This is a genomic window from Aeromonas mytilicola subsp. aquatica (assembly GCF_044336385.1).
GTDB classification, from domain to species: Bacteria; Pseudomonadota; Gammaproteobacteria; order Enterobacterales; family Aeromonadaceae; genus Aeromonas; species Aeromonas rivipollensis.
This window is the reverse complement of sequence record NZ_CP172298.1, coordinates 2,361,503-2,387,882: the sequence shown is the minus strand read 5'-3', so window position 1 is coordinate 2,387,882 and position 26,380 is coordinate 2,361,503. Positions and strand designations below refer to the sequence as shown.

Sequence of the window (26,380 nt, the reverse complement as noted above, 5' to 3'; positions counted from 1 at the left end):
CACCTCGCAAGGCCTGGGCCAGATCGGTGTTGGCGGCAAATCGCGATGAAATCATTGGATGACCTCGATAAAGCGCGCGCCATCCAGTGCCTGCAAGCGGCCAATGGGGGAGAGGCTCAACCCGGCCTGCTCGGCAATGGCGAGGAATTCGGCCTCGGTTTCCTGGCCGACGGCCACCAGCAGGCCGCCACTGGTCTGGGGATCGCACAGTATGTTGCGGGTGTGATCGTCCATGGCATCGAGCTTGTGGCCGTAGGAGTCGTGGTTACGCAGGGTACCGCCCGGCACGCAGCCTTCGGACAGGTAGTGATCCACCTCGTCCAGCAGGGGCAGCGCCTTGAAGTCGAGGCGAGCGCATACCCCTGAACCTTCGCACATCTCCAGCAGGTGGCCGGCCAGCCCGAAGCCGGTGACGTCCGTCATGGCGTGCACGCCGGGCAGGGCCGCAAACTGCTGGCCAATCTTGTTGAGGGTGCACATGGCGTCGGGGGCCAGTTGCTCGTGCTCGGGTTTGAGCTTGCCCTTCTTCTGGGCCGTGGTGAGGATGCCGATGCCAAGGGGCTTGGTGAGATAGAGCACATCACCCACCTTGGCGGTGTCGTTCTGCTTGATGGCATCGAGCGGTACTATGCCGGTCACCGCCAGGCCGAAGATGGGCTCGGGGGTATCGATACTGTGGCCACCGGCGAGCGAGATGCCCGCCTCGTGACACACCTGACGACCACCGTCGATCACTTGCTGGGCAATCTCAGGCGCCAGCGTGTTGATGGGCCAGCCGAGGATGGCGATGGCGACTATGGGTTTGCCGCCCATGGCGTAGATGTCGCTGATGGCGTTGGTGGCGGCGATGCGACCGAAGGTGAAGGGATCGTCGACGATGGGCATGAAGAAGTCGGTGGTGGAGACTATGCCCTGACCGTTGCCGATGTCCACCACGGCGGCGTCATCCTTGCTGCTGTTGCCGACGATCAGGGTCGGATCGTCAAAGCCCGGGATCTGGCTCTTCAAAATGGTGTCGAGCACCTTGGGGGAGATTTTGCACCCACAGCCAGCGCCGTGGCTGTACTGGGTCAGACGAATGGAAGACATACTTACCCCTTGTTTGTGCACCTTGTGCAGAGGCTCGGTGGAGCCGTCAAATGCGCGCCTCAGGAGCGCTGAATAGGGATGGCCTTGGCTGCCTCAGGAGGCAGCGATGCCAGACAGTCACGCAGGGCTGCCGGACAGGACGGGGGAGGAGGAGCGACATGGTGCGCCAGAGAAGCCCCGCCAAGGGCCACAGGACGGGGCATTATGCCACAATCGCCCCCTTTGGTTCGAATGGGAATTTCTGCCAGCGCGCTTCCGGCTGGCAGAAATGAGCGCTTTGCGGCTCTCCCCTCAACCTGCCTGCTCCATCACAGGTTGACGAACCTTGCCAATGCGGCGCAGACGCCGTTGCAGCGGCCGCTCCAGCAGGTTGTAGCTCAAGGCCGATAGGCCGATCAGCACCGCCAGCATCAGCAGGGTCGCCACTACTCCCAGCAGCGGATTGGTCTGGGCGAACCACCAATCGGTGAGCCCAGGTGCCAGATAGTGGGCAAGCTCGCACCCGGTGAGCTGCACCAGCGCATGGAGCAGGTAGATGGAGTAGGATAAATCCCCCAGCCAGTTGGTGAAGCGGTTATCCAAGAGGCGCAGCAGCGGACTCTGGCGCTCCCCCTGGGCGGCGGCAATCCAGATCAGCAGCACGTAGGCGCCGATCAGCAGCAGGGTCCGCTGCGGCGTCATGGTGAACTGCATCAACAGGAAGGGCAGCACAAAGGCGATCAAGAGCGGCAGATCCCGTTGCATCATGGGCAGGCGTTGCGCGGCTCTGACCCTGGGCAGCAGCCAGAGCCCGAGCACGAATTCACTCACCCCCCGTCCCACCGCAAGTGCCCCGCTGGTGACATCCAGGGTGCCCCGGCTGTGCACGATAGAGGCCAGCACCGTCAGTGCCAGCAGGGGCGCGAGATGGCTCCAGCGACTGCGGGTCACGGCAAGCGGGATAAGCAGCGGGAACAGCAGATAGCTTATCCACTCCACGCTCAGGGACCAGGCGGCGAAGTTCCAGGTCAGTCCCTGATCCGTCACCACCTGCATCAGCAACAGGGCGCTTGGCAGCGCCTCGGCCGGGGTGAAGGGGGAGCCGAAGGGCGGCATGCCTTCCCACTCCCACATCTTGAACAAGGGGCCGGCATAGAAGCCCACCCCGTGCTTGGCCTTGTAAAGCTCCCAGCCGACCAGCAGCACCAGGGTCATGAAATAGAGGGGGTAGACGCGGGTCAGCCGCAGCCAGAGAAAGCGGCCATAGCCTATGCGGCGAGGGCTTGTGAAGGCCTCCCCGTAGACATGGGCCAGCACCAGCCCGCTTAAAATAAAGAAGAGATCGACCCAGAGGTAGCCGTTCTCGATGAGTTGGGTGTGGCCTGCGATGGACTCCATCCACTGGGGAAAGAGCAACAGGCGGGCATGGAACAACACCACCATCAGGGCAGCGATGCCCCGCAGCGGCGTTAACAGCGGCAATGATTGATTCATGACGGTATCCCTTGCGATGTTCAGCTTGGCCTGACATCGATTTTGTTGTTGTACGGGGGGCACCAAGCTGATGCCCCCGCAGCCTGGACTCATGCTGGTCACAGGCGGGATCACCCTACCCAAAAGAGATCCATACGGATGTGATTTTCGTCATGAATGTGCGCTTATCACGCAACATCAGCCGGCTGTCTGAAGGTGCGGTCAGGGACTGGCGTGGGGATCTAGACTAGGGATGTCGTCCATCTGATCTCAAGGAGCACTCCCGATGAAACTCTATGCCCACCCTTTTTCGTCCTACAGCCAGAAGGTGCTGATCGCCCTCTACGAGAATGACGTCACGTTTGATTACCTCAACCTGGAGGCGGCGACGGTGAAGGCCGAACTCGCCAACCTCTGGCCTCTCAAGCGCTTTCCTGTGCTGGTGGATCAGGGACGCACCCTGATAGAAAGCAGCACCATCATCGAATATCTCCAATGGGCGCATCCCGGCCCCCATTGCCTGGTGCCTGAGGGGGAGGCGGGGATCGAGGTTCACATGCTCGATCGCCTGTTCGACAACTATGTGATGACGCCGATGCAGAAGGTGGTGCTGGACAGGATGCGCCCGGCGGGGGATCACGACGGCTATGGCGTTGCCCAGGCCAGGGAGCTGCTGGACAAGATCTACCCCTGGCTGGACCAGCGCCTCGCCGGACGCACCTGGGCGGCAGGGGAGGTGTTCACCCTGGCCGATTGCGCCGCCGCCCCTTCGCTCTTCTATGCTGACTGGGCCCATGAGATCCCGCACTCACTCACCAGGCTGTGTGCCTACCGCGCCCGTCTGCTGGGTCACCCCTCCATAGTCAGGGTGGTGGATGAAGCCCGGCCCTATCGTCACTACTTCCCCCTGGGGGCGCCGGCTCGCGATTGAGCCGGGCGGCGTGATCCCGACAGGGGGTTGCGACCCAGAACTGCTGCCGCACACCACAAGGGAGATGGAAGAGGGGGAAGGACGTTTTATGCAGAAAAATGAGTGTCGATGCGGTTTTGTCCGATATTTTCCCGAGTATCTTCCAAGATGTGTGATTTTATTTTCATGTTTATGCATAAAAACATCGGCCGTCCTCACCCCTGGTGAGGGTCATCTGCCGGTGAGCATGGACCATTGGCTAATGGCGAGGCAACGCAGAGGAATGACAGCAAGTTGAGGAGGAGGCAGGCGGAGTGAGCGTTATCTCTTGGGAACGCAAAACAGAGAAGGCCCGCTATCGCTAGCGGGCCTTCTCTGTGGCTTGGCATCGGCCCCGGCCTGGCACCGGGGCAGCGCTGGTTGGCGCCTCCTAGCGGGCGCGCACCACCAGCCCCTTGAGGTAGAAGCCTTCCGGATAGGCGGTGCCGATGGGGTGATCGGAAGCCTGGGAGAGCAGCTCCAGGATCTGGGCATCGCGACCAGCATCGAGGGCCGCATCGGCCACTATCTTCTGGAACAGGCTCTGCTCCATTAGGCCGGAGCAGGAGTAGGTCAAGAGCACACCACCCGGCGCCAACAGCTGGAACGCCAGCATGTTGATGTCCTTGTAGCCGCGGCAGGCACCCAGCAGCTGGGCCTTGCTCTCGGCAAACTTGGGCGGATCCAGCACGATGACATCGAACTTCTCGCCCTTCTCGCGGTATTCCCGCAGCAGCTTGAACACATCGTGGCGCACGAACTGGGTGGTGCTGGTATCCAGACCATTGAGCTCGGCGTTCTGGCGGGCTATGTCCAGGGCATTCTGGGAGAGATCGACGTTGACCACCTCACGGGCGCCGCCCTTGAGGGCGTAGACGCCAAAGCCGCCGGTGTAGCAGAAGCAGTTGAGCACCCGCTTGCCTTCGGTGTACTTGGCGGCGGCCTGGCGGTTGTCACGCTGATCCAGATAGAAGCCGGTCTTGTGGCCGTTGCGAATGTCCACCAGGATCTTGACGCCGCCGTTCTCCTCGATCACCACAGGCTCGGTCGGGGTCTCGCCATGGATGACGCCGGTGCGCTCTTTGAGCCCCTCCTTCTTGCGTACGGCCACGTCGGAGCGCTCATAGATGCTGCACTCGGGGTAGAGGGTACGCAGGGCTTGGGTTATCAGCTCGCGCTGGAACTCGGCCCCGGCGGAGAGGATCTGGCACACCAGGAAGTTGGCGTAACGGTCTATGGTCAGACCCGGCAGGCCGTCGGATTCGGCGGCGCAGAGGCGATAGCCGGTGAGACCCTGACGCTTGATCAGCGGATCCCGGGACTCCTGGGCATATTTGAGGCGACGGATGAAGAAGTCGAGATCGATGGTTTCGTCCTTGTCGAAGGTCCAGACCCGGGCACGGATCTGGGAGCTGCCTGACCAGGCGCCCCGGGCGAGCCACTTGCCATCGTTTGAGTAGATCTCGACGGTATCGCCATCGATGGGGTTGCCCTGCACCTTGTCGATCCCCTTGGAGAAGATCCAGGGGTGACGGCGCAGCAGGGATTTTTCGCGGCCTTTGACGAGATAGATGGAAGCGCTCATGGGTAGTTGCCGATGCTAAAAAGAGAAGGGGGCATATAGTAGGGGCTGTTGCGGTTAGTGCGCAAGCCGCGTCGCAGCGATAAATGCACAGGTGCAGCTGTTGTGGCGCCGGGCGTCCTGTGCAGAAACGCCTTATATCGCCCCGACGGGATGCTGGAAAGGGGGTGAAAAAAAGGCCATCCGCGAGATGGCCTTTCTGTGACACTGGGCTGGCGTCAGATCCGCAGGCCCGTCATGGCCTGGCCGAGCTCGGTGGCGGTGGCCTTGAGGCCTGTGGTGCCGGCCACCGAGGCGCTGGCGGACTCTTCCACCCGGCTGGCCTCGTGGCGCACCTGATCCAGGTTGCGGGTGATCTCTTCTGCTACCGAGCTCTGCTCTTCGCTGGAGGTGGCGATCTGGGTGCTCATCTCCAGCACGGCGTCGCTGTGGCTGCTCAGCTTGTCGATGTCCTGGCCCACCTCGGTGATGAGCTGCTGGCTGCTGGCGGCGCGCCCGACCGTCTTCTCCATGATGTCGTTAAGCGCCCCTGTGCCGGCCTGCAGCTCTTCAATCATCTGCTGGATCTCCACAGTGGCCTGCTGGGTGCGGCTGGCGAGGGTGCGTACCTCGTCTGCCACCACGGCAAAGCCGCGTCCCTGCTCGCCGGCCCGGGCGGCCTCGATGGCGGCGTTGAGCGCCAGCAGGTTGGTCTGCTGGGAGATGGCGTTGATGACGTTGACCACCTCGTTGATGCGGTTGGCATTGTGGGTCAGCCGCTCGACGGCGCCGGAGGCGTTGCCTATCTCGTCTGCCAGGGTACGGATGGCGGCAATGGTGCGAGCTACCCGCTGGGCGCCGTTGGCCGCCTCTTCGCTGGATTGGCGGGTCTGCAGCAGGGTGTCGTTGGCATTGCGGGCCACTTCGCGGATCGCCGCAGACATCTGCTCCATGGCGGCGGCCAGGGAGTCCATGTGCTGGCGCTGGGCGCGGGCCAGAGTCTCTCCGTCACTGGCGTGCTCGCGGAACTCGTCGGCGGCCATGGTGAGCGCCTCGGCGGACTCCTCCACCAGTTGCACTATCTTGTGCTGGCGATCGGTGAATCTGTCTATGCTGCCGGCGAGGATGGAGAACTCGTCCCGCACCGGGAAGAAGTTGAGGCGGAAGGTGAGATCCCCGTTCGCCACCGTCTGCAGCGCCTTGTTGGTGGAGTAGAGGGCCCCGGAGACGAAAGTCATCAGATAGTGGGTGATGAGGGCAAGCAGGGCGGCCAGCACGGCTATGATGGTGAGGGTCGTCCCCTGTCCATCCCACATGGAAAAATTGCCGGCGTCCAGGGTGCCGCTGACGAAACCGGCCTGACCGGCCTGGGCACTATATTGAAAGCGATCTCCCTGCTGGGTCAGACCGGTGCTGCCGGTAGGCGCCAGGGTGAGCTCGGCCGGCAGGGTGAGGGTGGGCTGCTGGGTGATCAGCTGGGCCGTGGTCTCTACCCGTTGCTTGAGTTGATCCAGCCGGATCTGCATCTGCTGATCATGGCCGTCTGCCAGCAGGTACCAGGTGAGAAAGGCGATGAACAACAAGGGGCACCAGAAGGTGATGAGAAATTTTTCGCTGATCGTGAGGTGAATGAGATAACGGTCAACCCACCGGAATTTAACTTCTTTCATAATGGTATTGCGTCCTGCAAGGGGGAGAGAGTGTCGTGCTCATTATCGCCCTGGGGGAAAATTTCTTAAGGGGAAGGTGTGATAAATGGGAGAGCAATCGTTTGTCGTGCGGGTGTGGGGTCAGGTACAGGGGGTGGGGTTTCGCTACTTCACCCGGGAGCGGGCACTGCAGCTGGGGCTCAGGGGGCATGCCTACAACCTGGAAGATGGCTCTGTGGAGATCCTGATCGCCGGCCCTGAGCAGAAGGTGCAGATGATGCTGGGCTGGCTGGAGCACGGGCCCCGAACGGCCACGGTGACCCGAATGGAGTGCACCCGGGCATTGCCCCCCACGGGCTCCGGTTTTCATACCAACTGAGCAGGCAGGAGGCCGGCAGATGATGGATCAGGGCAAGGGGCTAGAGCAGGCACGACGTCTCATGGGTCAATACTGGGCCGCCACCCTGGCCCTGCGCCAGCGGGCGGGATCGGAGGAGGTCCATGGCTACCGGATTGCGACCCGTCGCCTGCTGGCCCTGCTCGCGCTCTGGCGTCCCCTGATCCATGAACCCGGGCTGGAGCGGCGACTGATGCGCGCGGTGGGCAGACTCTCCGCCCTGCGGGATGCCCAGGTCTATGCGGCGCACTTTGGCGGCAAGCCCCTCCCTGAGGCCGCCCCCCGGGTGCCCATGCTGACGGTGCGACTGGCGCGCTGGCTGGATCGATTGTTGCTAGTCCCTGCCGACTTCAATCCCCTGCCGCTTTTTCAGATGCATCTGGCGCTTGGTCTGGCGGATTGTCTGGCCGAGCCCGGGCTGGAGCACTCTGCCGGCAACAGGCTGCGGTTGCGTCACTGGCACAGGTTGCGGCTGGTCCTGAAGCAGACCCGTTATGGGGTGGAGCTGCTGGTGGGGCAGGGGGAGGGCGATCCGGCCTGGCTCTCCATGCTGATCGAGTGGCAGGACAGGCTGGGTCAGTTGCAGGACGCCCGACAATGGCACAGGCGGCTGCGTCGCCAGACGGGGCGGAACAAGCAAGTGCGGGCCCTGCGGGAGGCGATACGCTGCCAGTTGCACCAGCTGGACTGCCGGCAGGCGGAGCTTGTTGGTCTGCGGATGGCGTTGCAGCGCCAAGATTAGCGCTAAGAAATGGGGATAAAAAAAGAGAGGCGCTGGGCCTCTCTTTTCATTTGGGTGTCGGCTGCGCTACTGGACGCGCATGCCTGGCTGGGCGCCTTCCTGGGGCTCCAGGATCCAGAGATCCTTGCCGCCCGGGCCTGCGGCCAGCACCATGCCTTCGGACATGCCAAAGCGCATCTTGCGCGGGGCCAGGTTGGCCACCATCACGGTCAGCTTGCCTTCCAGATCTTCCGGGTTATAGGCGGACTTGATGCCGGCGAACACCTGACGAGTCTCACCGCCGATGTCGAGCTGAAGTTTCAGCAGCTTCTCGGCTTCCGGCACGGTTTCTGCCTTCTTGATGAGGGCCACCCGCAGATCAATCTTGGCAAAATCCTCGTAGCTGATGGTTTCGCTGATGGGGTCGTCTGCCAGCGGGCCTGTCGCTTTTGGCGCCTGCTCCTTGGCCAGGTCTTCCTTGGAGGCTTCCACCATGGCTTCCACCTTGGCGGGCTCGATGCGGGAGAAGAGCGCCTTGAAGGGGGCCAGCTGGTGGTTAGTCAGTGGCTGGGCCACGCCATCCCAGGAGAGGGTCTCACCCAGGAAGGCTTCGGCGCGCTCGGCCAGGTGCGGCATGACGGGCTTCAAGTAAGCCATCAGCACCCGGAACAGGTTGATGCCCACGGAGCAGACGTCCTGCAGCTGGGCATCCGCCCCTTCCTGCTTGGCGATGACCCAGGGAGCCTTGTCATCCACATAGCGGTTGGCCTTGTCGGCGAGCGCCATGATCTCGCGGATGGCGCGGCTGAACTCGCGAGCCTCGTAGGCATCGGCAATAGAGGTGCGGGCGCTCGCGAACTCGTTGTAGAGCTCGGGTTCGCTGCAGCTGTCGGCCAATTTGCCGTCGAAACGCTTGGCGATAAAGCCGGCATTGCGGGAGGCCAGATTGACCAGCTTGTTGACCACGTCGGCATTGACCCGGGAGACAAAGTCTTCAAGGTTCAAGTCCAGATCGTCGATGCGGCTGTTGAGCTTGGCGGCGTAGTAGTAACGCAGGCACTCGGGATCCAGGTGCTTCAAGTAGGTGGACGCCTTGATGAAGGTGCCCTTGGACTTGGACATCTTGGCGCCGTTGACGGTCACATAGCCGTGCACGTTGACCTTGGTCGGCTTGCGGAAACCCGCCCCTTCCAGCATGGCCGGCCAGAACAGGCAGTGGAAGTAGGCGATGTCCTTGCCGATGAAGTGATAGAGCTCTGCCTCGGAGTCCGCCTTCCAGTAGCTGTCGAAGTCGATGTCGCCGCGCTTGTCGCACAGGTTCTTGAACGACGCCATATAGCCGATGGGGGCATCTAGCCAGACGTAGAAGTACTTGCCCGGGGCGCCCGGGATCTCGAACCCGAAGTAGGGGGCGTCGCGGGTGATGTCCCACTGCTGCAGGCCGGATTCGAACCACTCTTGCATCTTGTTGGCCATCTCTTCCTGGATGGCACCTGAGCCGCGCACCCAGTCGGCGAGCCAGGCTTCGAACTGGGGCAGATCGAAGAAGAAGTGCTCGGAGTCCTTCATCACCGGGGTCGCACCGGAGACGGCGGATTTCGGATCGATCAGCTCGGTCGGGCTGTAGGTCGCGCCGCAGGCGTCGCAGTTGTCACCGTATTGCTCCGGGGACTTGCACTTGGGGCAGGTACCCTTGACGAAGCGATCCGGCAGGAACATGGACTTTTCCGGATCGAACAGCTGGGAGATGGTGCGGATTTTTATCTTGCCGGACTCTTTGAGGCGGCCATAGATAAGCCCGGCCAGCTCGCGGTTCTCGTCGCTGTGGGTCGAGTGATAGTTGTCGAAGCTGATGTTGAAGCCGGCAAAATCCCCCTGATGCTCCTGGGATACGGCAGCGATCATCTCCTCGGGAGTGATCCCCATCTGCTGCGCCTTGAGCATGATGGGGGTACCGTGCGCGTCATCGGCACAGACAAAATGCACCTGATGGCCACGCATTCGCTGATAACGAACCCAGATATCGGCCTGGATGTGTTCCAGCATGTGGCCAAGATGGATGGAGCCGTTGGCATAGGGGAGGGCGCAGGTTACCAGCATTCTACGAGGATCAGTTGCCATAATACGTTCTTGATGTGCCTGTTGGGATGATACAGTGCCGAGCATGTTACCCGAATTGGGGGCGGCCTGCCTAGGGTTGTGGCCCGCAGGCCCGCAGCGGACGGCATCATGAGAACGTCGGCAAGCCACTGATTTGTGTGCGGTAACCCTTCACCTCAGGATAACGACAACATAATGGGGAGTTAATGGTGATTGATTCAGTAAAACAGATCCTTGCCGAATTTAAGCCGGCTGGATGGGGCCAGGATCTGGTGGCGGCCGGTTTTGTGCGTGCCATCGAGCAGCATGGGCAGACCCTGACCATCAAGCTGGTGCTGCCCTTTGCCGGCCAGACCCTGTTTGAACAGATGAAAGAAGCCTTCGATGCCCATATCAGGGCCGCCACGGGGGCCGCCATCGTCGACTGGCAGTGCGACATCGAGGTGGCGAGTATGCCTCGCGCCCAGCAACTGGCGGCGGTACAGGGCATTCGCAACATCCTGGTGGTGGCCTCCGGCAAGGGGGGGGTGGGCAAGTCCACCACGGCCGTCAACCTGGCGCTGGCCCTGCAAAAGGAGGGGGCGCGGGTCGCCATTCTGGATGCGGACATCTATGGCCCCTCCATTCCGACCATGATGGGGACCCTCAAGGAGCGCCCCCACAGCCTGGATGGCAAGTTGATGGAGCCTGTCATGGCTTGTGGTCTCAAGACCAACAGCATCGGCTACCTGGTGGCGGAGCAGGATGCCACCATCTGGCGCGGTCCCATGGCGAGCAAGGCGCTGGCGCAGATCCTCCATGAGACTCGCTGGGGAGAGGTGGATTACCTGGTGGTGGACATGCCCCCAGGCACAGGGGACATCCAGCTCACCCTGGCCCAGCAGGTGCCGACCACGGCCGCCCTGATCGTCACCACACCGCAGGATGTGGCGCTGGCGGATGCCCGCAAGGGGATCGCCATGTTCAACAAGGTCAATGTGCCGGTGCTCGGCATCGTCGAGAACATGAGTTATCACGTCTGCAGTGCCTGCGGTCATCACGAGGCGCTGTTCGGTACCGGCGGCGGCAAGAAGATGGCAGAGCAGTATCAAGTGGCACTGCTTGGTCAGTTGCCGCTGCACATCGACATCCGCCAGCACATGGACGATGGCTGTCCCACCGTGTTCGGATCACCGGAAGGAGGACTGGCTGAGGCCTATCTGAAACTGGCCCGTCGGGTGGGGGCCGAGCTCTATTTCAGCGGTAAACCGATTGCGACCCCGCTCTACACGGTGGCGCTGGACGAATAATCGGCTGTCGGCCGGTTGCAATGGATTTGGGGTGGGCATGAACCACCCTTTTTTATATAATGGATCGGTTTAAACAATCCCCAGTGCTCTTCTCTTTAGGTATTTTCAATGTCTGATACTCAACATTCGTGTGTGATCATCGGTATTGCTGGTGCGTCCGCATCCGGCAAGAGTCTTATCGCTCAAACCATCTACGAAGAGCTGGTGGCCGAACTGGGCGCAGGTCAGATTGGTGTGATCACCGAGGATTGCTACTACCGTGATCAGACCCACCTGACCATGGAAGAGCGGGTCAAGACCAACTATGACCATCCCAATGCCCTGGATCACGATCTGCTGGTGCAGCATCTGACCCAGCTGGTGCAAGGGGATGCCGTCAATATCCCCCAGTACTCCTATACCGAACACACGCGCTTGAGCGAAGTCACCGCCTTCGCGCCGCGCCGGGTCATCATTCTGGAAGGCATACTGCTGCTGACCGACAGTCGTCTGCGTGAGCTGATGGATGCCTCCATCTTCATGGATACCCCGCTGGACATCTGTCTGCTGCGCCGTCTGGTGCGTGATGTGCAAGAGCGTGGCCGCACCATGGACTCCGTCCTCAAGCAGTATCAGAAGACGGTTCGCCCCATGTTCATGCAGTTCATCGACCCGTCCAAGCAGTATGCAGACGTGATAGTGCCCCGTGGCGGCAAGAACCGCATCGCCATCGACATGCTCAAGGCGCGCATCCGCCACATGTTGATTGGTTGATATGAAACAAGCCGGGTGATGCCCGGCTTTTTTAAATGAAACTTTTGTCAGGAGAGTCGCCGAATGCGTCTTTGTGATACCGATATCGAACGCCATCTGGATGAAGGCAAGATCGTCATTGAGCCGAGGCCCGGTGTTGAGCGGATCAGTGGCGTCAGCGTCGATGTGCTGCTCGGCAACGAGTTTCGCGTGTTTCGCGATCATACCGCCCCCTATATCGATCTGAGCGGTCCGAGCAGCGAGATGGCCGATGCCATCGATCGGGTAATGAGCGACGAGATCCACATCCCGGACGGCGAAGCCTTCTATCTGCACCCGGGTCAACTGGCGCTGGCGGTGACCTACGAGTCCGTGACCCTGCCTGCGGACATCGTCGGCTGGCTGGACGGGCGCTCCTCCCTGGCACGGCTCGGCCTCATGGTGCACGTGACCGCGCACCGCATCGATCCGGGCTGGTCCGGTCGCATCGTGCTGGAGTTCTACAACGGCGGCAAACTGCCGTTGGCGTTGCGTCCCAAGATGAAGATAGGGGCGCTGAACTTCGAGATGCTCTCCGGCGCCGCGGCCCGTCCCTACAACAAGCGGGAAAACGCCAAGTACAAGAGCCAGCAAGGTGCGGTGGCCAGCCGCATCAACCAGGACTGATGTCCGCCTTCATGCTGCTTATATAGAGGGTGCTTCGGCACCCTTTTGCTTTTCTGCGAAGGGGAGGGCGCGTGCGGTACGGGGGCCAGTGACGTGGGAATCTGATGGTAAAACGCGTGAAAAATCGCCAACTTGGTTGTGAGTTGAGGGATGCTTGGCGTTGATTGACACCTACCCATGAGGTGTAAACGGGCTTTAATTAATCCATGACAAGTCCCATTCCAGCAGGGCCTAAGACATTTTCTGACGGAAAGCCCTTTTTTTTTCTTACTGAAATATTTCAACAACGGGTATGGCGCACCTAGCCTTCTGGCATAATCCGCCGCAACTCATAAACAGGTTCGTTTTTATGTTTGAAATGTTTAGTGGTTTGGGTTTGTGGTGGTCAATAGGTTTGGTATTGGCCGTTTTTTTTGTGCTGGCCTATGAGTTCATCAATGGCTTTCACGATACCGCCAATGCGGTAGCAACGGTTATCTATACCAAGGCCATGCCCGCGCACACCGCGGTAGTGGCTTCCGGTCTGTTCAACTTTGCCGGGGTCATGATGGGGGGATTGGGGGTGGCCTATGCCATTGTCCATCTGTTGCCCATCGATCTGCTGCTCGGCATGGATTCGACCCAGGGTCTGATCATGGTGTTCTCCCTGCTGTTTTCAGCCATTGTCTGGAACCTGGGAACCTGGTACTTCGGCATCCCGGCGTCCAGCTCTCACACGCTGATCGGCTCCATTCTGGGGGTAGGCGGTGCCTATGCCCTGATCAGCGATCAACCTCTGAATGAGGGCATCAACGTCGGCAAAGCCATCGACATCATGCTCTCCCTCATCATCTCTCCCACAGTGGGCTTCATCATTGCCGCCTTGCTGCTGTTCGCGATGAAGCGAGTCTGGCTTGGCAGCAAGATCCACAAAACCCCGGAAGAGCGACTGCTGGTGGACGGCAAGAAGCATCCGCCGTTCTGGGCTCGTGTGACCTTGATTTGTTCTGCCATGGGGGTGAGCTTCGTACACGGCTCCAACGATGGTCAGAAGGGCATAGGTCTGGTGATGCTGGTGCTGATCTGCATGGCGCCCGCCTACTTCGCACTGGACATGAACAGCCGCTCCTACGATCTGGACAGAACCCAGGATGCCAACCAGCGCATCATGGAGATCTACCAGCGCAACCAGGAGCAGGTGTCCACTGTCGTGAACTTCAGCGTTCCTGCCCATGCCCAGGAAGAGTTGATGACTCATTGCGAGGCCGGTGAGGCCCTCGAGGCCATGGCCACCCTGGACAACCGTCTGGGCCAGGTGCGTACCTACGAGCAGATGAGCCTGACCGATCGCCGCGAGGTGCGCCGTCTGCTGCTCTGTATCGACGACACTGCCCGCAAGGTCTCCAAGCTGCCGCTGCCGGCCAAGGAGCTGACCGATCTCGCCAAATGGCGCAAGGACCTGACCGCCACGGCCGAATACGCGCCGACCTGGGTCATCGTCTCCATTGCGCTGGCGCTGGGTTGCGGCACCATGGTGGGTTGGCGTCGTATCGTCTACACAGTGGGCGAGAAGATAGGCTCTTCCGGCATGACCTATAGCCAGGGCATTGCCGCCCAGATCACGGCTGCTGCCTCCATCGGGGTGGCCAGCATGACCGGCATGCCGGTATCCACCACCCATATCCTCTCTTCCGCGGTGGCGGGGACCATGGTGGCGAACAAGTCGGGCCTGCAGAGTCAGACCATCAAGACCATCTTGCTGGCCTGGGTCCTGACCCTGCCGCTTACCATGCTGCTCTCCGGGGGACTCTTCCTGATCAGCAACAATCTGTTTGGTGGCTGACAGCCAACGCATAACATCAATGACAAAGGGCCTGCGGGCCCTTTTTTCATGACTGGGATCCGGCCGTGGCTAGCCGTCATGCGCGGCAACCGGTAGAAACACGCCTTATATGCCATCAAACAAGAGTGTTTATTCACTGATAGATCCCGCCAGCCTGCATCTTCCTCATTCAACCCCCTTGTCAGCAGAGCAGCCTGACCGCAGCCCATCCCGCCTGTCAGGGGCAGAGGCTACTAAGCCATCGTCTCATCCTCTTATCACGGGTTCAGCTCTCGCCCTTCATTCCTTGAATCCAGCCCCGCTAGTGACGCTCGCCGCTCGGCACCGGTGTGACTGGCCATGATTCCTGGCCGTGTTACGGGCGCCTTGTTTGTCCCGTGACGGGCTGAGCTTTTCACGATAAGCAAGAGGGCCTGTATGGGGGCGGGAGCAAGGGCGACGCTCCCTGGCATGGTTCCTGGGGTCTAATTGCGGCAATGCAATATACGAAGAGGAGAGGCTGACAGATAGTGCCGGCTCCCTAGTCTGCCTTGGGCATGCCGTTTCTGTCCCTGCAGATGAGGAAGAAGAGGAAGGGGATCGGACAGGGGATTGAAGGGGCAGACCAAACTGTCAGGCAAAAAAAGAGCCACACAAGGTGTGGCTCTTTTATCAGACCAGACAAGCTAGGGGATCAGGGACGACCCGCCGGGCTGGTTGCTACATTGACGGCGGCAGTGCTGCCACCGTGGCGGCCTGAGCTCGCGACTTCGCTACGCTCCAGCGGGGCCTGCTCAACCGGCTCACGGGGGGCCGGGGCGGGCACTGCTGCCGGCGTTGCCATGGGCGCAGAAGCCTTGCGGGCACGGGCCAGTACGCCAGCGCCTTTGGCAACCGGCTTGGTGGCCGGGGCGACGACAGGCTCGGGCTGTGCAACCACAGGGGCGACAGGCTCGGCGGCAGGCTCGGCGGCAGGAATCACTTCCTCGGCTTGCGGGGCAGGAGCCGCCTCCACCACAACCGGGGCGGCTTCTACCACAGCCTGGTCAGCGATGCTGGCCTCGACCACGACCGGAGCTTCCTCGATAACCACCTCGGCTACCGGCTCGGCAGCGACAGGAGCTGCTTCGATGGCCACCGGGGCCGGCTCGACGGCGGCAGGAGCCGCTTCGACGACAACGGGTGCTTCAACCACCTCGGCGACCACAGGGGCGGCGACCTCGGCCACAGCCGCTTGAGCCTGCTCATGGGCCTCTTCGGCCACGGCTTCGGCGACCACGTGCTCGGTCAGGGCGGCAGAGGCTTGCAGCGCGGCGGCAACGGCCTCGGCACTCGGGATGGTGATGACAGGCACGGCGGGCTCTTCCACCTTCACCTGAGCAGCATCCGCCTGGGCGGCTGTGGTCAGTTGCACTTCGGCCTGAGGTTCATCATCACGCTGGCCACGGGCATCTTCGTTGATGCGCTTGCGACGCTGGCCTTCGATCCGCTGACTGCGCGGAGTACGGCGAGAGCGGCGCTGACCGTCGGTCTGCTCCTCTTGCTCACCGACCACGGCCGCAGTCTCGACCAGATCATGGGCCTGCTCGTCTACCGGCAGGGCAGGGGTGTCGGTGGCGGCGACATCGACCCGAACCTGCTTGCGCAGTTGGCGACGTTCGCGGCGCTCGGCCACTTTCTGCTCTTTTTCCTGACGCGGTTCGGCGCTGACGGCAGTAGTCTCGACGGTTTCTACCGCTTCAACCACGACCTCGGCACGGGGCTCGCGCGGAGCACGGGGTTCGCGAGCCGGGCGCGGGGCGCGGGGTTCACGTTCCTGACGGGGCTCACGGGGTTCGCGATCCGCACGCGGCTCGTTGCGTGCTTCGCGGGGCTCACGTTCCATGCGTTGTTCGCTGCGCACTTCACCACGGGGTTCACGCTCCTGACGGGGCTCGCGCTCTTTACGCGGACGACGGTTGCGGCTCTCGCCACCCTCGCGGTTGGCTGCGCCTTCACGCTTCTCGCCGGCGTCGGCCGGGTTGCGGTTGCTGCGGTTGTCGTCGCGACGACCACGCTGGCCACGGCTGCGGGTTTCGTCACGTTGATGACGGTGACCCTCATCCTTGCGCGCTTCCCGTTGTGCGGCCGGCTTCTCGGCAGCAGCTTTCGTTTCAGCCGGGGCTGCGTCTGAGCCGAACAGACCTGAGATGGCCTTGAACAGCTTGCCAAACAGACCCGCTTCGGCGGCGACCGGTGTCGGTGCTGCGACGGGGGCCGGGGCGGCAACAGGGGCGGCCGGTTGAGGCGCCTGGACGAAGCCTTGCAGCAGCGGCTGCTCACGCTCGATGACCTGAGCTTGCTTGGGCTGGTAGACCGGCTTGGCAATCTCGGTTTTCAGCTCGTAGCTTGCCGCTTCCGGGATCTCGTTCTGACGGATGCGGGTCACTTCGTAGTGCGGGGTTTCCAGATGCTGGTTCGGAATGATGTAAACACGGACATCATTGCGCTGTTCCAGACTGGCGATGGAGGCACGCTTCTCGTTAAGCAGATAGGCGGCAACATCGACCGGCACCTGGCCGTGAACCTGCTCTGTGTTGTCCTTCATGGCCTCTTCTTCGATGAGACGCAGGATGGACAGGGCGAGGGATTCGTTGTCACGGATGACACCCTGGCCCTGGCAACGGGGGCAGATGTGGCTGCTGGACTCGTTGAGGGAGGGACGCAGACGTTGGCGAGACATCTCCAGCAAACCGAAACGGGAGATCCGGCCCAGCTGGATGCGTGCCCTGTCCTGGTGGACAGCTTCACGCAGACGGTTTTCCACTTCGCGCTGATGGCGAACCGGGGTCATGTCGATGAAGTCGATGACAATCAGGCCCCCTAGGTCGCGCAGACGCAATTGACGGGCAATTTCGTCGGCTGCTTCCAGGTTGGTCTGCAGCGCCGTCTCTTCGATATCGCCGCCCTTGGTGGCGCGGGAGGAGTTGATATCGATGGAGGTCAGCGCTTCGGTCGGATCGATGACGATGCTGCCGCCGGAGGGCAGGCGCACTTCACGCTGGAAGGCAGACTCGATTTGGCTCTCGATCTGGAAGTGGTTGAACAGGGCGACATCACCCTTGTACAGCTTCACACGATTGAGGAAATCGGGGCGAACCAGCTCGATGTGCGACTTGGCACGCTCGAAGATGACCGGATTGTCGATCAGGATCTCGCCCACATCGCGACGCAGATAGTCACGAATGGCGCGCACTATGACGTTGCTCTCCTGGTGGATGAGCACGGGCGCGGAGCGATTCTGTGATGCCTTGTGGATGGAGTCCCAGTGGTTGAGCAGGACGTTCAGATCCCATTCCAGCTCTTCCGGGGATTTGCCCACACCGGCGGTACGCACGATGAGGCCCATGCCGTCTGGCACTGTCAGTCCGCTCAGGGCTTCTTTCAACTCGGTCCGCTCGTCACCCTCGATACGACGGGAAATACCGCCAGCACGGGGGTTGTTCGGCATCAGCACCAGGTAGCTACCGGCCAGACTGATGAAGGTGGTGAGGGCCGCACCCTTGGTGCCACGCTCTTCCTTGTCAATCTGGACGATCACTTCCTGGCCTTCGCGGACCACTTCTTTGATGTTGGGACGACCCTGATAGGAGTAACCGGAGGGGAAGTAATTGCGGGCGATTTCCTTTAACGGCAGGAAACCGTGGCGCTCGGCGCCATAGTCAACAAAAGCAGCTTCAAGACTGGGTTCTACGCGGGTGATTTTACCCTTGTAAATGTTCGCTTTCTTCTGCTCGTGTCCCGGACTTTCAATATCCAAATCGTAGAGCTGTTGTCCGTCAACCAGCGCTACGCGCAACTCCTCTTCCTGAGTCGCGTTGATTAGCATTCTTTTCATTGAGTTCTCATTATTTTGTCATTTTGATTCCTCCACAGGATCCTGCCGGTGCCGGCCTCGGGTCTTCAGCATGCTTGGGCAACCTCCCGGCTGGGACATGCATGAGGCGCAAACTAAGGGCACTCTGGTTCAGCCTTCTCGAGAAGGCATGAATTAAGGATACCGGTGTGGAGACAATTAAATCGGTTCTGTTTGCGTTCTCCATGCGTTGTACCTCGCACCCGGGAACCGTCATGTTCTTGTATACACGGTGTTTCGGGATTGGGTGGCATACTTTTTGGCCACTTAGTACAAGGCTTGAACACAATGACAAAACCTTGTTTATTATCCCATTTAAACCACTTTTATAGCAAGACGCCATTTTTTAACAAAGCATGCAGCCAAGGGCTGCCGGCGGTGTTAAAATCCGCGCCATGACACAGATACATCAACAAGTGCAGCTGCTCACCATCGAAGCTGAGCATGAAGGGCAGCGCATCGACAATTTTCTCAAGACTCAGTTAAAGGGCGTCCCCAAGAGCCTGATCTATCGCATCCTTCGCAAAGGAGAGGTGCGCGTCAACAAGAAACGCATCAAACCGGAATACAAACTCTGCGCAGGCGACGAGGTGCGGGTACCCCCCGTGCGCGTGGCCGAGAAGAACGAATTGCCCTCTGCCAACCTCGGCAGCATCCAGCGTCTGGAGAGCCAGATCCTGTTTGAAGACGAGGCCATGATAGTGCTGAACAAGCCGTCCGGCATGGCGGTGCACGGCGGCAGCGGCTTGAGCTTTGGCGTCATCGAGGGGCTGCGCGCCCTGCGCCCGGAAGCCCGCTTCCTGGAGCTGGTACACCGGCTCGACCGCGACACTTCCGGCGTGCTGCTGGTCGCCAAGAAGCGTAGTGCCCTGCGCAGCCTGCACGAGCAGCTGCGTGTTAAGACAATGCGCAAGCAATACCTGGCGTTGGTGCGCGGTCAGTGGCAGTCCCACGTCAAGGTGGTCAATGCGCCGCTGCGCAAGAACGATCTGCAATCCGGCGAGCGTGTGGTGCGGGTCAGCAGTGACGGCAAGCCCTCCGAGACCCGTTTCCGGATTGCCCGTCAATTTGCCGAAGCTACCCTGGTAGAGTGCAGCCCGATCACAGGTCGCACCCACCAGATCCGGGTTCATACCCAGCACGCAGGTCACCCTATCGCCTGTGATGACAAATACGGTGAGGCGGCCTTTGATGAGAAGATGCGGACCATGGGGCTCAAGCGCCTCTTCTTGCACGCCTGGAAGCTGAGCTTCACCCATCCGGCGGATGATCGCGAGATGCAGGTGGAAGCGCCCCTCGCCCCCGAGCTGGATGCCTTCCTGAACAAGCTGGCACGCTGATGCAGCGCATCCGACACGCCATTTACGATTGGGATTGTACCCTGATGGATTCGGTGGGGCGGATCGTCGCCTGAGTTGATGAACACCAAGACAACAATGGGAGCCAAGGGCTCCCATTGTTGTCTCTATGGCCTGTTCAGGCTCAAGGCAGATTGAGGCCGTGGCGCGCGAGCAATTCGATCAGGCCGATGAGGGGCAGGCCGATCAGGGCGTTGGGATCCCGCCCTTCCAGCCCCTTGAACAACATGATCCCCATGCCTTCACACTTGAAGCTGCCGGCGCAATCGAGGGGCAGCTCTGCCGTCACATAACGGCGCAGGGCTGCCTCATCCAGGGAGCGAAAATGCACGGTGAAGGGTTCCACGAGCTGCTCGGTCCGGCCGTTTGCGGCATTGAGTACGCACAGGCCGGTATAAAAGGTGACGCTCTTGCCCTGAGCCATCATCAGCTGCGCCACCGCGTTATCCACAGTGCCCGGCTTGCCGAGGATGCGGCCGTCACAGACACACACCTGATCCGAGCCTATGATCAACCCCTGATCATGTTGGCGGGCGATGGCGCTCGCCTTGGCATGGGCCAGGCGGCTGACCAGTGCCTCGGCCGACTCCCCTGACAGCGGAGCTTCATCAACCTCGGGGGAGGCGCATTGGAACGGCAGGCCGAGTTTTTCCAGCAGCGCCTTGCGATAACGGGAAGTGGAGGCGAGGATCAAGGGCGTGTGCATATGTTGATGATATCCATTTATAAATCAATTGGTTGATTCTAACTGTGGCAGAAGGCCCACGTAAACTACCCCGAGTGCCAGCGCGCCGGTGTTGGCTTACAACAACATGCATGCTGGCGGCCCGAGAACGGCGTAACCCCAGTTGATGCGGCAGGAGTGCGACATGACAAGATACGGTGTGCTGGCCCTGATGCTGCTCTCCCTCGCGAGCTGGGGGCAGGAGTGGCAGCCCGAGAAGGAGGAGGGCGGCGTACAGCTCTGGACTCAGGCCCGCCCACCATCCCCCTTCCTTGCCTTGCGCCTGGAGATGCGGGTCAAGTCGGATCCCATGGCGTTGCTGACCGTGCTGCGAGACACCGCGCGTCATCGGGAGTGGTTGCCGTCCAGTCGCGAGGTGCGGCTGCTGGCAAAATCCGGCCCGGATGACGATCTGGTTTACACCCGCTTGGCGTCCCCTTGGCCGGTGCAGGACAGGGAACTCATCACCCGTTCGCATCTGATCAGGCGGGCCGACTGCGCGCTGGTGCTGGAGGTATGGGCCGAGCCGGACGCCCTGGCACCCCGCCCGGGTCTGTACCGGATCCGGGAGAGTGCCGGCCGCTGGGAAGCGCTGCCACAACCCGATGGCACCACATTGGTCAGGCTCGAAAGCTATACCAACCCGGGCAGCCATTTGCCGGGCTGGCTGGTCAATTCGATGACCATCAAGGCGGCGCTGGGCAGTTTTCAGGCCATACGCCGGTTGATGGAGGCCCAACCTAGAGCCGCGCCTCAACAACTGTTGCTCGGTGGTGGGGGCTGCCCTGCCGCGCCCTGAATCCGGCAATGGTGGCTCTCGGGAACGGGCAGCCAAGCCGGGTGCCTGGTGAGTGGGGCGCTTGATGGGGGAGGGGCGTGCAACGGCATAAAGGGCTCACTGACCCCGAGATCCTGGCCAAGGGGGATGTCCACACAGGATCCTGTGCGGGATCCCGCGGTTTATGGCATAATCGGCCACCGATGAACACAAGTTACTGCATGCAGGGGCTTGTGCAGGTAAAATCATCGGCGGTAAGGACTTTTTCCTTTGACTATCCCTTGTTGGACCTATAATATTCGCGCCCTATGCAAAAGGTGAAGTTGCCCGTTAAGGTTGATCCAGTCCGTAATGCCTTGAAGCTACTCGATTATGTCGGGATAGTGGAAAAGTCGCAGATGCCCAGACTGGAAGCATCAACCGAAGGCTTGCGAAGTGATGTGGACGTCACTCTGCAGTTTGGCAAAGATGTCCAGAAGTTGACCGTTATGAAAGGCACTGCCCATGCCAAGGTTGACCTGGTTTGCCAGCGTTGTGGAGAGGCTTTCGAGCACCTTTGTGAAGCTAGTTTTATTTACACTCCGCTGTTCGAGAGAACAAACGAGGAAGAGCTGCCGGAAGCTTATGAGCCCATTGAGTTGGACGAAAACGGCGAGATAGATCTTCATCAAATCCTGGAGGATGAACTCATCCTCTCGTTGCCTCAGGTGGCCATGCATCCCATGGATGTCTGCCCCAGAGGAAACATGGAAATGACTTGGGGTGACATCGAGCCTGCTGATGAGCGGCCGAATCCCTTTGCAGTTCTTGAAGAGCTCAAACGTAAGTGAATTTTAGGAGTTAGCCTACCATGGCCGTACAACAGAACCGTAAAACCCGCGCCAAGCGTGGCATGCGTCGTTCCCACGATGCACTGACCACTGCAGCCCTGACTGTTGATCAGACCAGTGGCGAAATTCATCGTCGTCACCACGTGACTGCCGATGGTTTCTACCGCGGTAAAAAGGTAATCGCTTAAGGATTGCCTTTGTCTACGCAAACTGTCGCGCTAGACATAATGGGGGGAGATTTTGGCCCCTCTGAAACAGTGCCTGCCGCCGTGCAGGCACTGTCTCTTCTGCCTCAACTAAATCTTGTTCTGGTCGGTGACCAACACCTGATCGCCCCTCTGTTGCAGCAACATGGCTTGCTGAATCATCCCCGCGTTCGTCTCGTACATGCATCCCAGGTCGTGGGCATGGGCGAAAAGCCGATCGTGGCGCTGCGTACCCTGAAAGACTCCTCCATGCGGGTTGTGCTCAATCTGGTGAAAGCCGGTGAGGCCGATGCCTGCGTCAGTGCCGGCAATACCGGCGCCCTGATGGCCATGGCCAAATGCGTGCTCAAATCCCTGCCGGGGGTCGACAGACCCGCCCTCATCAAGGCGCTGCCGACACTGAGCGGCAAGCGTACCGTGATGCTGGATCTGGGGGCGAACGTGAGCTGCGATGCGGACACCTTGCTGCAATTTGCGGTGATGGGCTCAGTGGTGGCCGAGCAGGTCGAGGGGATAGCTTCCCCCCGGGTGGCGCTGCTCAACGTGGGGGAGGAGGAGATCAAGGGCAACGACCTGGTACGCCACAGCGCCGAGTTGTTGCGCCAGTGCGCCGCGCTCAATTTTGTCGGTTTCATCGAGGGGGACAGGATCTTCAGCGGTGACAGCGACGTCATCGTCTGTGACGGTTTCGTCGGCAATGTGGCGCTCAAGACCGCCGAGGGCGTGGTGCGGATGATGGCCGAACTGGCCGGATATCCTCGCAAAAAACGCAGTTTTCTTGGTCGACTCGCCGGATTTATGTTCAAACGGCGTTTTTCTTACCTGAACCCCGACCAGTATAATGGCGCGAGTCTGTTAGGATTGCGCGGCATTGTGGTAAAAAGCCATGGGCGGGCCGAGCGCCGCGCTCTGTGTCATGCGATTCTGCTGGCCGCACAAGAAGCCAAACACCAACTTCCATTGCAAATTGCAGATCGCCTTGAATCTGTCTTTTCCGACAGGGATTTATAAAACTCTATGCATAGCAAAATTCTGGGTACTGGCAGTTATCTGCCGAGTTCGGTTCGTACCAACGCCGATCTTGAGCAGATGGTTGAAACCAGTGACGAGTGGATCGTGGAACGTACCGGGATCCGTGAACGCCGCATCGCCGGGAGCGACGAGAGCGTCGCGACCCTGTCTCATCAGGCGGCCTTGCGGGCGCTGGATGCCGCGGGCCTGACCGCTGCCGATCTGGACATGATAGTGCTGGCGACCACCAGCGCCGAGAACGCCTTCCCGGCCGCGGCCTGCGAACTGCAGGGGCTGCTCGAGGTACCGGGGATCCCGGCCTTTGACGTGGCGGCGGCCTGCGCCGGTTTCACCTATGCGCTCTCCATTGCCGATCAGTTCGTCAAGTCCGGCGCCGCTCGCCACGTCCTGGTGGTCGGTGCCGACGTGCTCTCTCGCATGTGCGATCCGGAAGACAGGGGCACCATCATACTGTTCGGGGATGGGGCCGGTGCCGTGGTGATCGGGGCGAGCGAGACCCCCGGTATCCTCTCCACCCACCTCCATGCCGACGGCCGTTATGGCGAACTCCTCAAGTTGCCGCAGCCTCGTCGTGGCATGCCGGGTGCCGAGCTCGAAGCCTACATGTATATGAAGGGCAACGATGTCTTCAAGGTTGCGGTGACGCGCCTGAGCGAGATAGTGACCGAGACCCTGGCTGCCGCCAACATAGCTCCGAGCGAGCTGGACTGGCTGGTCCCGCATCAAGCCAACTTCCGTATCATCAACGCCACCGCCAAGAAACTCGGCATGGGGCTCGACAAGGTGATACTGACCCTGGATCGCCACGGCAACACCTCCGCCGCCTCCGTGCCCATCGCCTTCGATGAAGGGGTACGTGACGGCCGTATCAAACCGGGCCAGCTAGTATTGCTGGAAGCCTTCGGCGGCGGTTTTGCCTGGGGCTCGGCGCTGGTTCGCCTCTGATACCAAGCGGCGCCGCGAGTCTTAGGCGCCCGCTTACCGATTTCGTCTTACCTTAAAGGAATCAATGATGACCCGATTTGCCATTGCCTTCCCGGGACAAGGCTCCCAGAGCGTCGGCATGCTGGCGGAACTCGCCGAGCAACACGCCGTGATTAAAGAGACCTTCGCCGAGGCGAGCCAGGTGCTGGGTTATGACCTGTGTGCCCTGGTGCTGAACGGTCCCGCCGAGGATCTGAACAAGACCTGGCGCACCCAGCCGGCACTGCTGACCGCATCCGTTGCCCTGTGGCGCCTGTGGCAACAGCAGGGCGGGGCAACCCCCGCCGTCATGGCCGGTCACAGCCTGGGCGAATATTCCGCCCTGGTGTGCAGCGGTGCCTTGGCGTTTGCCGATGCGGTCAAGTTGGTTGAGCTGCGTGGTCTGGCCATGCAGGAAGCTGTACCGGAAGGCACAGGTGCCATGGCCGCCATTATCGGTCTGAACAACGACGCCATCGCCGCCAACTGCGAGAAAGCGGCGCAAGGACAGGTGGTCTCTCCGGTCAACTTCAACTCCCCGGGCCAGGTGGTCATCGCCGGTCACAAGGAAGCGGTCGAGCGCGCCAACGTGCTGATGAAAGAGTCCGGCGCCAAGCGTGCACTGCCGCTGCCGGTCTCAGTGCCGTCCCATTGCGCCCTGATGAAACCCGCCGCCGAAAAGCTGGCCGCCGCGCTGGATGGGATCGAGATCAAGGTTCCAACCATCGCAGTCATCAATAATGTCGACGTCTCCTGTGAACAGGATCCGGCCGCCATCAAGCAAGCCCTGGTGCGCCAGCTGTTCAGCCCGGTCCGTTGGACCGAGACGGTAGAGCGGATGGCAAACGACGGCATCACCCTCGAGATCGAGATGGGACCGGGCAAGGTGTTGACCGGGCTGGCCAAGCGCATCGACCCGCGCGTGGAAGGTATTCACGCCAACGATGCCGCCTCTTTCGAGCTGGCGCTGGCCCAAGTCAAATAAACAGGAGCAAGTCATGAGTTTTACCGATAAAGTTGTGCTGGTCACCGGCGCCAGCCGCGGCATAGGCCGTGCGATTGCCGAAACTTTTGCGGCCCGTGGCGCGAAAGTGGTGGGAACCGCGACCAGCGAGAGCGGTGCCGAGGCCATCAGCGCCTATCTGGGCGAGCAGGGCTGCGGCATGGCACTGAACGTGACCAGCCAGGAATCCATCGAAACCGTCTTTGCCGCCATCAAGGCACGCTTTGGCGACATCGACATCCTGATCAACAACGCCGGTATCACCCGCGATAACCTGTTGATGCGGATGAAAGATGACGAGTGGAACGAGATCATCGACACCAATCTCACCTCCCTGTACCGTCTGAGCAAGCCGGTGCTGCGCGCCATGATGAAGAAGCGTCATGGTCGCATCATCAGCATAGGTTCCGTGGTCGGTACCATGGGCAACGCCGGTCAGGTCAACTATGCTGCCGCCAAGGCGGGTCTGGTGGGCTTTACCAAGTCATTGGCCCGTGAAGTGGCTTCCCGTGGCATCACGGTGAATGCGGTGGCCCCCGGTTTCATCGAGACCGACATGACCAAGGCGCTCAACGAAGAGCAGCGTGCCGGCATCATGAATCAGGTGCCTGCCGCCCGTTTGGGTGATCCGAAAGAAATTGCTGCCGCTGTGGTATTCTTGGCGTCTGACGACGCTGCCTATATCACCGGCGAAACCCTGCATGTTAATGGCGGGATGTACATGGTGTAATCAATTTGTCGTGAGATCTGTTCAAATTTGCGATAGTACGCCGAAGTTTGGCGAATTTCGTGGTTTGACCAGCGGCAAGTCACTTGCAAACTCACGTCAATTGAATACACTACCCCAACCAGACGCAATAGCGTATTTTTAAAGGAAAATTCAGGTCATGAGCAACATCGAAGAACGCGTAAAGAAAATCATCATCGAACAACTGGGTGTTAAAGAGGAAGACGTCAAGAACGCTGCCTCCTTCGTCGACGACCTGGGCGCTGACTCTTTGGATACCGTTGAACTGGTAATGGCGCTGGAAGAAGAATTCGATACCGAAATTCCTGATGAAGAAGCCGAGAAGATCACCACTGTTCAAGCGGCTATCGACTACATCACCGCTAATCAGGAATAAGTTCCTGTTCTGAAAGAAGCGGCCCAAGGGCCGCTTCTTTTATGTTTACTCCCTTTCAAAA

Annotated in this window: 23 protein-coding genes; 16 read left to right on the top strand and 7 right to left on the bottom strand. The window is 60.6% G+C overall.

All coding sequences use genetic code 11. From position 1 onward, the window contains the following. Nucleotides 1-51: 51 nt before the first annotated feature. Together selD and ACFWHB_RS11000 are read right to left on the bottom strand one after the other, a co-directional pair. Nucleotides 52-1,089 carry a selenide, water dikinase SelD gene (selD, locus tag ACFWHB_RS11005; RefSeq protein ID WP_395948373.1) on the bottom strand — a complete coding sequence of 346 codons (1,038 nt, stop codon included), beginning with the start codon at nucleotides 1,087-1,089 and terminating at the stop codon, nucleotides 52-54. A gap of 291 nt (nucleotides 1,090-1,380) precedes the next feature. Continuing rightward, nucleotides 1,381-2,562 (bottom strand): acyltransferase family protein, encoded by a 1,182-nt coding sequence (locus ACFWHB_RS11000; protein ID WP_395948372.1) that lies wholly within the window; start codon nucleotides 2,560-2,562, stop codon nucleotides 1,381-1,383. 265 nt (nucleotides 2,563-2,827) lie between these two features. Between ACFWHB_RS11000 and ACFWHB_RS10995 the strand changes: the two genes are divergently transcribed. Further along, nucleotides 2,828-3,472: a glutathione S-transferase family protein gene (locus tag ACFWHB_RS10995; protein WP_395948371.1), complete on the top strand. Its 645-nt coding sequence runs from the start codon at nucleotides 2,828-2,830 to the stop codon at nucleotides 3,470-3,472. 409 nt (nucleotides 3,473-3,881) lie between these two features. On the opposite strand, the gene ACFWHB_RS10990 is transcribed toward ACFWHB_RS10995, so the two are convergent. Together ACFWHB_RS10990 and ACFWHB_RS10985 are read right to left on the bottom strand one after the other, a co-directional pair. After that, nucleotides 3,882-5,075, bottom strand: a complete 1,194-nt coding sequence (locus tag ACFWHB_RS10990) for a class I SAM-dependent methyltransferase (RefSeq protein WP_162627222.1) — start codon at nucleotides 5,073-5,075, stop codon at nucleotides 3,882-3,884. A 215-nt stretch (nucleotides 5,076-5,290) separates the two neighbouring features. Next, the gene (locus ACFWHB_RS10985; protein WP_106886797.1) at nucleotides 5,291-6,721 is read right to left on the bottom strand and encodes a methyl-accepting chemotaxis protein; all 1,431 of its coding nucleotides are present in this window, start codon (nucleotides 6,719-6,721) and stop codon (nucleotides 5,291-5,293) included. Nucleotides 6,722-6,806: 85 nt separating this feature from the next. Between ACFWHB_RS10985 and ACFWHB_RS10980 the strand changes: the two genes are divergently transcribed. Beyond that, complete coding sequence (locus ACFWHB_RS10980; RefSeq protein ID WP_106886796.1) at nucleotides 6,807-7,079, top strand: acylphosphatase; 273 nt, start codon at nucleotides 6,807-6,809, stop codon at nucleotides 7,077-7,079. Nucleotides 7,080-7,098: 19 nt separating this feature from the next. After that, nucleotides 7,099-7,839 carry a CHAD domain-containing protein gene (locus ACFWHB_RS10975; RefSeq protein ID WP_395948370.1) on the top strand — a complete coding sequence of 247 codons (741 nt, stop codon included), beginning with the start codon at nucleotides 7,099-7,101 and terminating at the stop codon, nucleotides 7,837-7,839. Nucleotides 7,840-7,905: 66 nt separating this feature from the next. Here the strand turns inward: ACFWHB_RS10975 and metG are convergent, their stop codons facing one another. Next, a complete protein-coding gene (gene metG, locus ACFWHB_RS10970) occupies nucleotides 7,906-9,939 on the bottom strand; it encodes a methionine--tRNA ligase (RefSeq protein ID WP_395948369.1) in 2,034 nt (677 codons plus the stop codon). A gap of 185 nt (nucleotides 9,940-10,124) precedes the next feature. Here metG and apbC point away from each other — a divergent pair, with 185 nt between their 5' ends. The 4 genes from apbC (at nucleotide 10,125) to ACFWHB_RS10950 (ending at nucleotide 14,427) form a co-directional block, all read left to right on the top strand. After that, complete coding sequence (gene apbC, locus ACFWHB_RS10965; protein ID WP_106886793.1) at nucleotides 10,125-11,207, top strand: iron-sulfur cluster carrier protein ApbC; 1,083 nt, start codon at nucleotides 10,125-10,127, stop codon at nucleotides 11,205-11,207. 108 nt (nucleotides 11,208-11,315) lie between these two features. Beyond that, nucleotides 11,316-11,960 (top strand): uridine kinase, encoded by a 645-nt coding sequence (gene udk, locus ACFWHB_RS10960; protein ID WP_025326970.1) that lies wholly within the window; start codon nucleotides 11,316-11,318, stop codon nucleotides 11,958-11,960. A 63-nt stretch (nucleotides 11,961-12,023) separates the two neighbouring features. Continuing rightward, entirely contained in the window at nucleotides 12,024-12,605 is a 582-nt protein-coding gene (gene dcd / locus ACFWHB_RS10955) for a dCTP deaminase (RefSeq protein ID WP_025326971.1), read from the top strand. Nucleotides 12,606-12,954: 349 nt separating this feature from the next. Next, the gene (locus tag ACFWHB_RS10950) at nucleotides 12,955-14,427 is read left to right on the top strand and encodes an inorganic phosphate transporter (protein WP_106886792.1); all 1,473 of its coding nucleotides are present in this window, start codon (nucleotides 12,955-12,957) and stop codon (nucleotides 14,425-14,427) included. A 673-nt stretch (nucleotides 14,428-15,100) separates the two neighbouring features. Here ACFWHB_RS10950 and rne read toward each other — a convergent pair. Next, on the bottom strand, nucleotides 15,101-18,283 hold the full coding sequence (gene rne, locus ACFWHB_RS10945; RefSeq protein WP_395948368.1) for a ribonuclease E: 3,183 nt from the start codon (nucleotides 18,281-18,283) through the stop codon (nucleotides 15,101-15,103). Between the two features lie 413 nt (nucleotides 18,284-18,696). Here rne and rluC point away from each other — a divergent pair, with 413 nt between their 5' ends. Next, a complete protein-coding gene (gene rluC / locus ACFWHB_RS10940; RefSeq protein WP_394293114.1) occupies nucleotides 18,697-19,641 on the top strand; it encodes a 23S rRNA pseudouridine(955/2504/2580) synthase RluC in 945 nt (314 codons plus the stop codon). 142 nt (nucleotides 19,642-19,783) lie between these two features. On the opposite strand, the gene ACFWHB_RS10935 is transcribed toward rluC, so the two are convergent. Further along, nucleotides 19,784-20,365 carry a Maf family protein gene (locus ACFWHB_RS10935; protein WP_395948367.1) on the bottom strand — a complete coding sequence of 194 codons (582 nt, stop codon included), beginning with the start codon at nucleotides 20,363-20,365 and terminating at the stop codon, nucleotides 19,784-19,786. Between the two features lie 163 nt (nucleotides 20,366-20,528). Between ACFWHB_RS10935 and ACFWHB_RS10930 the strand changes: the two genes are divergently transcribed. From ACFWHB_RS10930 to acpP, 8 genes are all read left to right on the top strand, one after another. Further along, nucleotides 20,529-21,182 carry an START domain-containing protein gene (locus ACFWHB_RS10930; RefSeq protein ID WP_395948366.1) on the top strand — a complete coding sequence of 218 codons (654 nt, stop codon included), beginning with the start codon at nucleotides 20,529-20,531 and terminating at the stop codon, nucleotides 21,180-21,182. A gap of 287 nt (nucleotides 21,183-21,469) precedes the next feature. Continuing rightward, entirely contained in the window at nucleotides 21,470-21,991 is a 522-nt protein-coding gene (gene yceD / locus ACFWHB_RS10925) for a 23S rRNA accumulation protein YceD (RefSeq protein ID WP_025326977.1), read from the top strand. Nucleotides 21,992-22,011: 20 nt separating this feature from the next. Further along, complete coding sequence (gene rpmF, locus ACFWHB_RS10920; RefSeq protein WP_005300935.1) at nucleotides 22,012-22,179, top strand: 50S ribosomal protein L32; 168 nt, start codon at nucleotides 22,012-22,014, stop codon at nucleotides 22,177-22,179. A 9-nt stretch (nucleotides 22,180-22,188) separates the two neighbouring features. Next, nucleotides 22,189-23,208, top strand: coding sequence for a phosphate acyltransferase PlsX (plsX, locus tag ACFWHB_RS10915; RefSeq protein ID WP_025326978.1), 1,020 nt, complete (start codon nucleotides 22,189-22,191; stop codon nucleotides 23,206-23,208). A 6-nt stretch (nucleotides 23,209-23,214) separates the two neighbouring features. After that, complete coding sequence (locus ACFWHB_RS10910) at nucleotides 23,215-24,174, top strand: beta-ketoacyl-ACP synthase III (protein WP_139434511.1); 960 nt, start codon at nucleotides 23,215-23,217, stop codon at nucleotides 24,172-24,174. A 67-nt stretch (nucleotides 24,175-24,241) separates the two neighbouring features. Continuing rightward, complete coding sequence (gene fabD, locus ACFWHB_RS10905) at nucleotides 24,242-25,177, top strand: ACP S-malonyltransferase (RefSeq protein ID WP_395948365.1); 936 nt, start codon at nucleotides 24,242-24,244, stop codon at nucleotides 25,175-25,177. 13 nt (nucleotides 25,178-25,190) lie between these two features. Further along, a complete protein-coding gene (gene fabG, locus ACFWHB_RS10900) occupies nucleotides 25,191-25,925 on the top strand; it encodes a 3-oxoacyl-ACP reductase FabG (RefSeq protein WP_043131873.1) in 735 nt (244 codons plus the stop codon). A gap of 157 nt (nucleotides 25,926-26,082) precedes the next feature. Beyond that, nucleotides 26,083-26,319, top strand: a complete 237-nt coding sequence (gene acpP, locus ACFWHB_RS10895; protein ID WP_005300909.1) for an acyl carrier protein — start codon at nucleotides 26,083-26,085, stop codon at nucleotides 26,317-26,319. The last annotated feature ends 61 nt before the right edge of the window (nucleotides 26,320-26,380 follow it).

Coding starts and splice junctions, on each gene's coding strand:
- selD (WP_395948373.1), bottom strand. CDS start 1,089: ATGTCTTCCATTCGTCTGACCCAGTACAGCCACGGCGCTGGCTGTGGG.
- ACFWHB_RS11000 (WP_395948372.1), bottom strand. CDS start 2,562: ATGAATCAATCATTGCCGCTGTTAACGCCGCTGCGGGGCATCGCTGCC.
- ACFWHB_RS10995 (WP_395948371.1), top strand. CDS start 2,828: ATGAAACTCTATGCCCACCCTTTTTCGTCCTACAGCCAGAAGGTGCTG.
- ACFWHB_RS10990 (WP_162627222.1), bottom strand. CDS start 5,075: ATGAGCGCTTCCATCTATCTCGTCAAAGGCCGCGAAAAATCCCTGCTG.
- ACFWHB_RS10985 (WP_106886797.1), bottom strand. CDS start 6,721: ATGAAAGAAGTTAAATTCCGGTGGGTTGACCGTTATCTCATTCACCTC.
- ACFWHB_RS10980 (WP_106886796.1), top strand. CDS start 6,807: ATGGGAGAGCAATCGTTTGTCGTGCGGGTGTGGGGTCAGGTACAGGGG.
- ACFWHB_RS10975 (WP_395948370.1), top strand. CDS start 7,099: ATGATGGATCAGGGCAAGGGGCTAGAGCAGGCACGACGTCTCATGGGT.
- metG (WP_395948369.1), bottom strand. CDS start 9,939: ATGGCAACTGATCCTCGTAGAATGCTGGTAACCTGCGCCCTCCCCTAT.
- apbC (WP_106886793.1), top strand. CDS start 10,125: ATGGTGATTGATTCAGTAAAACAGATCCTTGCCGAATTTAAGCCGGCT.
- udk (WP_025326970.1), top strand. CDS start 11,316: ATGTCTGATACTCAACATTCGTGTGTGATCATCGGTATTGCTGGTGCG.
- dcd (WP_025326971.1), top strand. CDS start 12,024: ATGCGTCTTTGTGATACCGATATCGAACGCCATCTGGATGAAGGCAAG.
- ACFWHB_RS10950 (WP_106886792.1), top strand. CDS start 12,955: ATGTTTGAAATGTTTAGTGGTTTGGGTTTGTGGTGGTCAATAGGTTTG.
- rne (WP_395948368.1), bottom strand. CDS start 18,283: ATGAAAAGAATGCTAATCAACGCGACTCAGGAAGAGGAGTTGCGCGTA.
- rluC (WP_394293114.1), top strand. CDS start 18,697: ATGACACAGATACATCAACAAGTGCAGCTGCTCACCATCGAAGCTGAG.
- ACFWHB_RS10935 (WP_395948367.1), bottom strand. CDS start 20,365: ATGCACACGCCCTTGATCCTCGCCTCCACTTCCCGTTATCGCAAGGCG.
- ACFWHB_RS10930 (WP_395948366.1), top strand. CDS start 20,529: ATGACAAGATACGGTGTGCTGGCCCTGATGCTGCTCTCCCTCGCGAGC.
- yceD (WP_025326977.1), top strand. CDS start 21,470: ATGCAAAAGGTGAAGTTGCCCGTTAAGGTTGATCCAGTCCGTAATGCC.
- rpmF (WP_005300935.1), top strand. CDS start 22,012: ATGGCCGTACAACAGAACCGTAAAACCCGCGCCAAGCGTGGCATGCGT.
- ACFWHB_RS10910 (WP_139434511.1), top strand. CDS start 23,215: ATGCATAGCAAAATTCTGGGTACTGGCAGTTATCTGCCGAGTTCGGTT.
- fabD (WP_395948365.1), top strand. CDS start 24,242: ATGACCCGATTTGCCATTGCCTTCCCGGGACAAGGCTCCCAGAGCGTC.
- fabG (WP_043131873.1), top strand. CDS start 25,191: ATGAGTTTTACCGATAAAGTTGTGCTGGTCACCGGCGCCAGCCGCGGC.
- acpP (WP_005300909.1), top strand. CDS start 26,083: ATGAGCAACATCGAAGAACGCGTAAAGAAAATCATCATCGAACAACTG.